Origin of the sequence: Stenomitos frigidus ULC18 (genome assembly GCF_003003795.1) — a bacterium.
Lineage (GTDB): Bacteria > Cyanobacteriota > Cyanobacteriia > Leptolyngbyales > Leptolyngbyaceae > Stenomitos > Stenomitos frigidus_A.
The window spans coordinates 1-8,736 of sequence record NZ_PVWK01000093.1 but is presented as its reverse complement, the minus strand read 5'-3'; the positions used below and the strand labels follow the sequence as shown (position 1 = coordinate 8,736).

The following is an 8,736-nucleotide window of genomic DNA, read 5'->3' as shown; positions in this document are numbered from 1 at the left end:
GGCGTTGGCGCCACGTCTGGATGCCTTGAAGCCGCAGATGCAAGCCCTCGCTCACCAGCAAGCGGATTGGCAGCGCCAAGCCCAGCTTCTGCCAGCGGTGCAGGGCCGCGGCCAAGTCACCGCCGCTTTGTGCCTGGTGGCACCGCCCACACTCGGCAAGCTATAGCTATAGACAGGTTGGATAGGACAGGGTGCAGGGGTTCTACTCCTGGCTGGGGGCAACGCCCCCACACCCTTTTTGATCCCAATGTCCTAAGCTTTATGGCGACAGCTATATCTGCAACACAGAGCGCTCGTTTGGTGGGCGTGGCCCCCCGCCACCGGGACAGTGGTCAGCACAAGGGCAAGTCCGGTGTGGCTTGTCTATGGCAACCCGCGTGGCGACGCCCCACAACCCCGTGAGGCGCGACTTGGAGCAACCCTTGCTGGCAAAGCGGCAAGCGCAACCCAGTGGCTCTGGTTGCCTGTAGGCGCCAACGCCTGGTCAGGCTCAATGCCATACCCGCGCTCACACGCCCTGGCCAACGCCCGCTGCGGCCAGCCGCCGCACAAGACACGGTCCGACTCAACCGCTTCCCCACCGCTGTCACTGGGTCACGCGCGTTGAGCGCTCAACCGATTTTTCCATTCCCCTTGACTCCCAAGACAATCGCTACAGAGAGCATTGCACCTTATTAAATCTGCGTTCCTAAGCATCGAGTGATGGGATGTACTGTTTCTCAACGATTCTTTCGCTTTAGTCACGCCGCTCCGCTTCAATCTGCCTCACAGTCGTCAAGGCTGAATAACTGACCCCCGCTGTGCCCTCGCCGGGATGAGTGGAGTCTCCGACCAGCCACAGATGACGTACAGGTGTACGGTTTGCAAACCCAAACGGCCCAAAGGTTGGCACCCGTTGACCAATCCCACCCACCGCACCCCGATCGCGCCCTGTAAACTGCTCAAACGTGCGTGGAGTAGCCGCCTCGACATGCAAAATCGTCTCTTCTGTCAGCTTAAAGAATTGGGCAAGACGGGCGATCGCCTCATCGGTGTAGCTTTGCCTCAACAAGTGGTAAGAGTTTTGAGTAGCACTAGCTCTTTGAGAGCGACTTCGTAGGTGCGCCGCGTTGCTAGAGAGCTTTGAATTTTGAGTTGCTCCCCCGCTCCCCCGCTCCCCCGCTCCTAACGTCTCCCCCTCCCACCAACGATCCACATTCGTAAACGACGACGCAATAATCGTGGCTTTTCCTGCTGGCGCACGTCCATCACCGGGTCGACTAACTGAAACGAAGAGCGAATTGTTTTCAGCGATCGGGCGATCGTAGTCATAAAGAAACTGTAGATGCGGCGGGCAATGCTCTGGAATCGCACTCTCATCGACACCCAGGTAAACTACAAACGCACCGGACGCAGGCGGTAGTCGATCGACCCGTTGCTGATAGCCTTTGGGCGCTTTCTCGCCCAAGAGCTGCATCAAATTTTGTACCGTGACATTGGCAACGACGTGATCAGTTGGTTCTGTCCACACCTCGCTTGTCTTCTGGTTGCGTATAGTGACGCCTGTAACGCGATCGTTTGCTGTCTGTATAGTCTCAACGGCGTGGCGCATCAAGAGTTTGCCGCCATGGCGCTCTAAGGCAGTATGCAGGCGATCGCTCAACGCCTGCATACTGCCATGAAGGTGAAATAAGCCCTGCGGTGCCTGAGAGACGCTCAATGCCGTTGCAGCATAAAGCAGCGCCGTCTCCTCTGCATCCACCTGGGAGTAAAGTTTTAGCTGTAGGTCGAGGAAGGTACGCAGTCGTCGATCGCCTGCCAAGCCATAGCCTCGGAGCGCATCACCGACAGTGGAAAAGGTATGAGGCAGCGTCAACAGCGTCTCTGGTCGAACGGCTTTGGTCAGCTGCCATAGATCCCAAAGGTTGCGTGGTGGCAGCACCGGATCGCGAGACTGAAATGCCCAGCTAGCCTGAAAGAGTGTGGCTAACAGTTGCCAGAACGGTTCACTGCCCGGAAACTGTCGCTGCCGTTCGGCTTGCCAGCGCTGAGGATCACGCCAGACGTTGATTGGCTCTGTTTCTCCTGGCAAATAAACCGCACAGGCAGGGTCGCAATGAGTGGCAGCTGGTAGATCAAGGCCCAGTTCGGCAAAAATGCGGTGGTGAATACCGCCTGGTTCAAGTCCAGCTACTTGTGTTGCACCCACATCAAAGGTAAAGCCCTGACGCTTGAATGTGGAGGCACAACCACCCGGTACCAACGCCTGATCGAGCACCAGTACCGAATAGCCTCGATGTGCTAACAACGCGCTTGCTGTTAAGCCGCCAATGCCTGCTCCAATGACGACAACGCGAGATCCTACGCGATCGTCAGTCTGAGACATCATCATGAACGTGTTTACATTTTTTAACACTTACATGCTAGCAGGTGTCCCATCATCACTGGCTTGTTGCACTGCTTGCAGGGGCACTAGTGTTTGATAATCAGCCCCTGACCAGTCGGCAATTCAAGCACGTGATGCCCCCGTTTTTGCATAAACTCAGTTTCTGCCAGCATTTGCTGACGATGGTTGATCCAACCAAAATCGTCTAGAACAATCAGCCCACCGATTGAGACACGATCAAATAAGGCTTCTAACGCTAAGATTTCAGCCTGAGTTGAATTCATGTCAATGTGAAGGTACGAAATTTGATCGGGCACCTTCTCTGCAAACGAATAGGGCACAATGCCTTTAACAATGTGAACATTGGGATACGGCGAAAAGGTTTTGTTCACATGGGAAAAGACCGCTGCGCTATCGTACGCGTCATAGCAATAGACCGTGCGTTCTTCTTCGGTAGAGGTTTCCTGCGGCAAACCTGCAAACGTATCATAGAGATAAAACTGTTTTTCTACTGCTTCAAAATCTAAATATTTGCAGATGACGGCTGAAGAAAAGCCGTGAAAGACGCCACATTCGACAAAATCCCCCGCGATCTGTAGGGCATGAGTGGCAGCCCATGTGAGCACATGAAGCCTCCATAACAAACTTTTTTCCTGATCCGTGCGCGCCGTTGAGTTGAAACTGGCTTCTAGCTTTTCGTCCAAGCAAAACGACATGTTTTTACAAGGTGTAATGAGCATATCCGCAGCAAAAACTTGCCCATCGTAAACTTCGACAATATCGTTAAGCGCCCGGGTAAACGTTTCCAGCTTATCTTTCGGGATGTTGTAGAACATCTTTACACCTTGTTTTGATCGGCCTTGATTACCTTAAGCATTCCCCGAAAAAGCAAGTGCTTAAGGTTAGTCCATGGGCGTTCAGGAGTATCTCGTCGAGAACGTTCTTATCTGGTACTCAGATCTGGCACTCGGCTATCAATGAATACCAGCGTTCGAAAAGACTCGGATTTGTGGATGATTAGCGGACAGGCGATTCTAACAGTTTAAGATAGGTGAAGCACCTTCACTGAAAAGCGCACCGCATGACTTCAACTCTAATCAAACCTGCCGCTCATCCGCTCAATGCGCCGACGTTACATCGTCTCGCAAATGGTTTGACGATCGTCGCTGAACAGATGCCTGTTGAAGCCGTGAACCTGGATGTTTGGCTCGACGTTGGCTCAGCGGTTGAAGCTGATGCGATCAATGGCATGGCGCATTTTCTGGAACACATGATTTTTAAGGGCACAGCGCAGCTTCAAAGCGGTGAGTTTGAGCGGCGCATCGAGCAGCGGGGCGCCCTCACCAATGCGGCAACGAGCCAGGATTACACGCACTATTACATCACCACAGCGCCCCAGGATTTTGCCGATCTGGCACCGTTGCAAATTGATGTTTTGATGAACGCACGGATTCCGGATGATGGGTTTGAGCGCGAGCGGCATGTGGTGTTAGAAGAAATTCGTCGATCGCAGGATAACCCTCGTCGCCGCACTTTTCAGCATGCGACTGAACTGACCTTCGATCGTCTTCCCTATCGCCGTCAGGTACTTGGCCCCACCACCGTCATTGAGCAACTGACAGCTCAACAAATGCGTGACTTTCATGGCCATTGGTATCAACCGCAGGCGATGACCGCGGTTGCAGTGGGTAACTTGCCAGTCGATGCATTGATCCGCATTGTGGAAGACAGTTTTGTGCAAGCGAGTAAGCATCAGCAGTCAGCGGTCAGCGGTCAGCGGTCAGACTTAGCTCAAACGTCTCGTTCTGCACCCCACACCCCACACCCCACACCCCACACGCTCCTTCCCGAATCGCCTTTCCGGGAGATTGTGCGGCGTGAATTTACCGACAACAGTTTGCAGCAAGCACGTCTGGTAATGATCTGGCGAGTACCAGGATTAAATGAGCTTCAGCAAACCTATGTGTTCGATGTACTGGCGTCCGTCTTGAGCCACGGGCGAACGACGCGTTTGGTACAAGATTTACGAGAGCAACGCGGGCTGGTTTCTAGCATTTCTGCCAGCAATATGACCTATCGCCATCAAGGTGCGTTCTATATTTCGGCGCAACTGCCAGTAGAACATTTGGAAACAGTAGAGGTAGCAATCGTCCAGCATCTTCGTACCTTACAAGCTGACCTGATTAGCGAGGCAGAAATTGCCCGTATCCGTACCCGTGTCGCTAATCACTTCATTTTTGGCAGCGAAACCCCCAGCGATCGGGCGGGGCTCTATGGCTATTACCAATCACTTGTCGGCGATCTCTCTACTGCTCTTAACTATCCCACTCAGATTCAAGCTCTGGATGCTGAAGCGGTCAGGACGGCTGCGCAGACGTATCTTTCGCCAGATGCTTATGGTGTGGTGACGATTAAGCCGTGAAGGAAGTTTTTAGTTTTTAATGTTTGGTTGTTAGATCAAGATGGGTCTCTAACAACCAAAACTTTTCCATGTGGAATCAAATTGCTGCACAAATTAGCCAAACCACTGGGAAGCCTTTTGAAAGCCGCGATCGCCGATCTGTGAGCGGTGGGTGTATCAATCAAGGCTATGCGGTTTCTGATGGCAGCTGCACCTACTTTGTCAAGTTGAATCAAGCCTCAGAGCTTGCCATGTTTGAGGCTGAAAGGGCAGGGCTAAAGCAAATGCAGCATACAGCCACCATTCGAGTCCCAACGCCCTTGTGCTACGGCATTGCAGAGGGAAGCGCTTATTTAGTATTGGAATGGCTTCCATTGGGTCGAGGGAACAGCCGATCGTGGGAAGCAATGGGGCAACAGCTTGCTGCACTCCATCAGGTAAAACAAGGAGAGTCCTTTGGCTGGGAACGCAACAATACCATTGGTTCCACGCCTCAAATCAATACCTGGACAACAGACTGGACTGAGTTTTGGACTCTACATCGCCTTGGCTACCAGTTCAAATTGGCACAGCGTCGCGGTGGTCATTTTCCCAAGCAGGATCAACTGTTAGCTGCCATCCCTGGTTTTCTGGCAGAACATCAGCCCCAGCCATCGCTAGTGCATGGTGATTTGTGGTCAGGCAATGCAGCGTTTACCCAATCAGGTCAACCGGTTGTGTTTGATCCGGCAACCTATTTGGGCGATCGCGAAGTTGACCTAGCCATGACCGAGCTCTTTGGCGGGTTTCCTACAGAGTTCTATCACGGCTATAGCCAGGTTCTTCCACTTGACGCGGGTTATCAGCAGCGAAAAACGCTCTATAACCTGTATCACATTCTCAATCATTTCAATCTGTTTGGCGGCAGCTACGCAACACAAGCCAACCGCATGATCGCCCAGCTTTTGAATGGTCTTTAAAGTTGTGGTATCGCCTGACATGGCAACTCAGACATGCGTTCTGCTTCTTGAGACCATGCCTCAGTTGAAAGCAAAACGTTAGTCGTATTCAGGTTCACTGGATAGGGTGGCTCTTGCAAAGATAAGTTAGCGCCCTTTGTCTTTGCTTTTACCAGACTCACAACCCACGGTATAAACGCTAGAAGTTCTTCGGGTAAAACGGTCAACTCAAAGTGCCAACCGTGGTTCACTCCCTGATGCGGTTGATCGCGCTTGAAAAAGGTGATGCCACCAGCGCCTTTGTTAATGGCAACTCGGAGAATAAACGGGCGTTCGACTAGAAGATTATCTGGCGCTGTATAAGCATAAATGCTGACATAATTCAGCTGTTCCCGCTCATCAACCCAGGAGGCAATGGAAGAACTTCTGTTGTACGAACTACCGCTAATTTTCACCGGCACATTCATTGCGGCTGCAAAGAGCGTATAAAACTCACGTCTCAAATTTGAAACCATTTGTACTGCTTCAGGGGTCACACGGTGCCTATGCCTCTATAAAAGTTGGTTGTAAACGATTGCCTTGAGATGCCGTTGCCTTGAAATGATCGGCGTCAAGCGATTGATCAGCATACGCCCAACGGCAGGCAGTGATGAGAAGCGATTGCAAGTGAGCAAGCTTGCTTCCGCTTGAGAAGTTCAATTTATTACTCTTAAGGCTGGTAGAACTTAACTCTAGTAGAAAAAGATAATTTATGCAGGGTGAGGCAAAGTAACCTAGTGATAAATATGCAATCTGACCCAAACGCTTTAGTACTTTACTTTCCACCATTCAAGCTATTACTCTAAGTAAAGCTTAAGAGTTGAGTCTCTCTGTTTACGTGGCTTAACTCACAAACATAGACATAGCTAGAACCCATGTCACTCTCAATCAAAATGAGATCAGTGGAGGGGGTTTTAGTGAGGGGTAAATAGCTTAATTTTTAAAGTAGTCTTGATTTTTAAAGTAGTAGTGAAATCTGCTTTTACAGGTATTTGTCTTCTAGAAATTAACTTAAGCGTTGCGTATGGCGATCGCAACACCTTCTAGAGACAGTCCGACGTCTGGTCATTGGTAAAAGGGAAATTCTCGTAGCAGTCGTAGCCCATGTTCTATGCCCTCTTACCAAGACCGCTAAAAACGTTTTGCCAAGGCCTTGCTTGATCTCATTGCCACAGAGCCTTACTCAAAAGCGCTACTCCATGGCTTTCAACGAAGCAAGTCGTAAGCCTTATGCCTGTTTCAAAGTAATGCCGTTCTGCAAGGAGCTTCAAAGCAAACGACTTAAATCAATAACGAGAGCGCTGTCTGCGTTGCTTATGCTTTGCGATCGCTTTCCGCTTCTCTTTCTCTAACGGCGTTTCAAAGTGGCGTTTTTTGCGCATATCTTGAAAAATGCCTGCTTTTGAAACCTGGCGCTTAAATCGTCGTAGAGCGGATTCAATGCCTTCATTCTCGCCAACTACTATTTGGGTCATGCTTGTCCTCCGATTGAACAGGTTGTTGCAACCTACTGGAACTTTAGATAAGGGACTGGAGGCAAAAGCTTTACAGGCTATAAGCGTTCGACCTGTGGCGGCAATATCGTTCAGTCCGTAGTCTAAGTAATGCGTCTAAAAGCCAAAAATGGAACGAATACGTAAAAAGTCCCTGGCAGAGTAGAGCAGTCGCTTTCATCTGCCAGAGACTCTGAAAATTAAGCTTCAGAAAATTAAGCTTTAGGAAGTGCGCCCTAATAGCGACGGCCACCGCCGCCGCCACCACCGCCGCCACCACCGCCACCGCGGTTGTTGCCACCCCAGCCACCGGAAGAACCACGTTCTTCACGGGGCTTCGCTTTGTTGACCTTCAAATCGCGTCCCATCCACTCAGCGCCGTCGAGTGCTTCGATGGCGGCCGCTTCTTCTTCTTCGGTGCCCATTTCTACGAAAGCAAACCCGCGCAGGCGACCCGTCTCGCGATCGGTAGGAAGTTGAACTCGACTGACAGTACCGTACTCTTCAAAGGCTTGCTTAAGGTCTTCCTGAGTAACCTGGTACGAAAGGTTACCGACGTAAATTGACATGGAGTGTCTCCAAATTTCAGAGTGTGTGAGAGTTAAATTCGGAGAAACGCTTGTCACTGAACAAAAACGAATTACACGGCCGAAAATAATCCTGTAGGGAAACTATAGCACAGCGATAAAATCCTGCAGTGCCAGCCTTTGTAGTCTATCGTAAAAAAGGTAAAAGCAGTTCTGCGACTTCAGAGGCATATTCTTCATGTAAGCCTAAAGAGCCAGCAAGGCGGCGGCTTTGTACCGTTGGCTGTGATGCCAAAGCCTCCATTTCAGCGTTCGAAGCAGGTGGCGATTGTTCGCCAATGACGACCATCAATGGTACCGCTGCTAATGCGTGTAAAGGCTTCAGAAAGTTGTCGCGGTTGTCTGCTGGGTCTAAGCCTCCAGTCACAAAAGCGGCTGGGGCAAAGCGGGCACCGGGCTGCTGCGTAATCTGATATTTTTGCGCGATGAAGTTTGGTGTGAGTGTGGCAGCGTTGGTATAAACATGCTGACGGTACATGAAGCGCAAAAACGACGGCAGCGTATTGAGTTTGTAGAGCGCTTGACCCAGAATCGGGGTGCCAACTGTTTCTCTGATGGTTTTAAACCAGGGCTGCTGTTTGCCCATCATGGTTGGCAGCGGGCCACGCCAGGTTGGAGCGACAAGGGCAATGCGCGACCAGGGTGTGCCGATCGCCCCTGCCTGTAGAACGTAGCCAGCCGCATGCCCAGCCGCAATCACAGCAAGCGGAAGATCGCAGACATCCCTGACAAACGACTGCAAAAGCTGATGGTACACATCGGGTTGATAGGCGATCGCGGGACGAGCAGAATCACCAAACCCTAACCAATCCAGTGCAGTGACCTGATATTGAGTGGCTAAGGATTATGGATTAAATAAGGTGTAATACTTCCAGTTACATCAGTAAGCTAGAGAAGCAACCTGATGAACCAG

7 protein-coding genes and 1 pseudogene are annotated in these 8,736 nt (G+C 51.0%); 2 read left to right on the top strand and 6 right to left on the bottom strand.

Going from position 1 to position 8,736, the window contains the following annotated elements; translation table 11 throughout:
- Positions 1-736: 736 nt before the first annotated feature.
- Positions 737-2,371, bottom strand: coding sequence for a C-3',4' desaturase CrtD (crtD, locus tag C7B82_RS16565; protein ID WP_425443619.1), 1,635 nt, complete (start codon positions 2,369-2,371; stop codon positions 737-739).
- Between the two features lie 80 nt (positions 2,372-2,451).
- Positions 2,452-3,201, bottom strand: coding sequence for a TylF/MycF/NovP-related O-methyltransferase (locus C7B82_RS16560; protein ID WP_106257397.1), 750 nt, complete (start codon positions 3,199-3,201; stop codon positions 2,452-2,454).
- Positions 3,202-3,446: 245 nt separating this feature from the next.
- On the opposite strand from C7B82_RS16560, the gene C7B82_RS16555 reads away from it, so the two are divergent.
- Both C7B82_RS16555 and C7B82_RS16550 read left to right on the top strand, forming a co-directional pair.
- Entirely contained in the window at positions 3,447-4,787 is a 1,341-nt protein-coding gene (locus C7B82_RS16555; protein WP_106257396.1) for a M16 family metallopeptidase, read from the top strand.
- A gap of 68 nt (positions 4,788-4,855) precedes the next feature.
- Positions 4,856-5,725, top strand: coding sequence for a fructosamine kinase family protein (locus tag C7B82_RS16550; protein WP_106257395.1), 870 nt, complete (start codon positions 4,856-4,858; stop codon positions 5,723-5,725).
- On the opposite strand, the gene C7B82_RS16545 is transcribed toward C7B82_RS16550, so the two are convergent.
- From C7B82_RS16545 to C7B82_RS16530, 4 genes and pseudogenes are all read right to left on the bottom strand, one after another.
- The gene (locus C7B82_RS16545) at positions 5,722-6,219 is read right to left on the bottom strand and encodes a hypothetical protein (RefSeq protein ID WP_219904505.1); all 498 of its coding nucleotides are present in this window, start codon (positions 6,217-6,219) and stop codon (positions 5,722-5,724) included. The genes C7B82_RS16550 and C7B82_RS16545 overlap by 4 nt on opposite strands.
- Positions 6,220-7,029: 810 nt before the next feature.
- Positions 7,030-7,218 (bottom strand): 30S ribosomal protein S21, encoded by a 189-nt coding sequence (gene rpsU, locus C7B82_RS16540; protein ID WP_106257393.1) that lies wholly within the window; start codon positions 7,216-7,218, stop codon positions 7,030-7,032.
- A 254-nt stretch (positions 7,219-7,472) separates the two neighbouring features.
- Positions 7,473-7,805: an RNA recognition motif domain-containing protein gene (locus C7B82_RS16535; RefSeq protein WP_106257392.1), complete on the bottom strand. Its 333-nt coding sequence runs from the start codon at positions 7,803-7,805 to the stop codon at positions 7,473-7,475.
- 145 nt (positions 7,806-7,950) lie between these two features.
- Positions 7,951-8,649: pseudogene (locus C7B82_RS16530) on the bottom strand (alpha/beta fold hydrolase); the annotation flags it as partial.
- Positions 8,650-8,736 lie beyond the last annotated feature (87 nt).

Bases quoted from the DNA above. Each gene is read 5' to 3' on its own strand.
- crtD (WP_425443619.1), bottom strand. From the start codon at position 2,371: ATGATGATGTCTCAGACTGACGATCGCGTAGGATCTCGCGTTGTCGTC.
- C7B82_RS16560 (WP_106257397.1), bottom strand. From the start codon at position 3,201: ATGTTCTACAACATCCCGAAAGATAAGCTGGAAACGTTTACCCGGGCG.
- C7B82_RS16555 (WP_106257396.1), top strand. From the start codon at position 3,447: ATGACTTCAACTCTAATCAAACCTGCCGCTCATCCGCTCAATGCGCCG.
- C7B82_RS16550 (WP_106257395.1), top strand. From the start codon at position 4,856: ATGTGGAATCAAATTGCTGCACAAATTAGCCAAACCACTGGGAAGCCT.
- C7B82_RS16545 (WP_219904505.1), bottom strand. From the start codon at position 6,219: ATGGTTTCAAATTTGAGACGTGAGTTTTATACGCTCTTTGCAGCCGCA.
- rpsU (WP_106257393.1), bottom strand. From the start codon at position 7,218: ATGACCCAAATAGTAGTTGGCGAGAATGAAGGCATTGAATCCGCTCTA.
- C7B82_RS16535 (WP_106257392.1), bottom strand. From the start codon at position 7,805: ATGTCAATTTACGTCGGTAACCTTTCGTACCAGGTTACTCAGGAAGAC.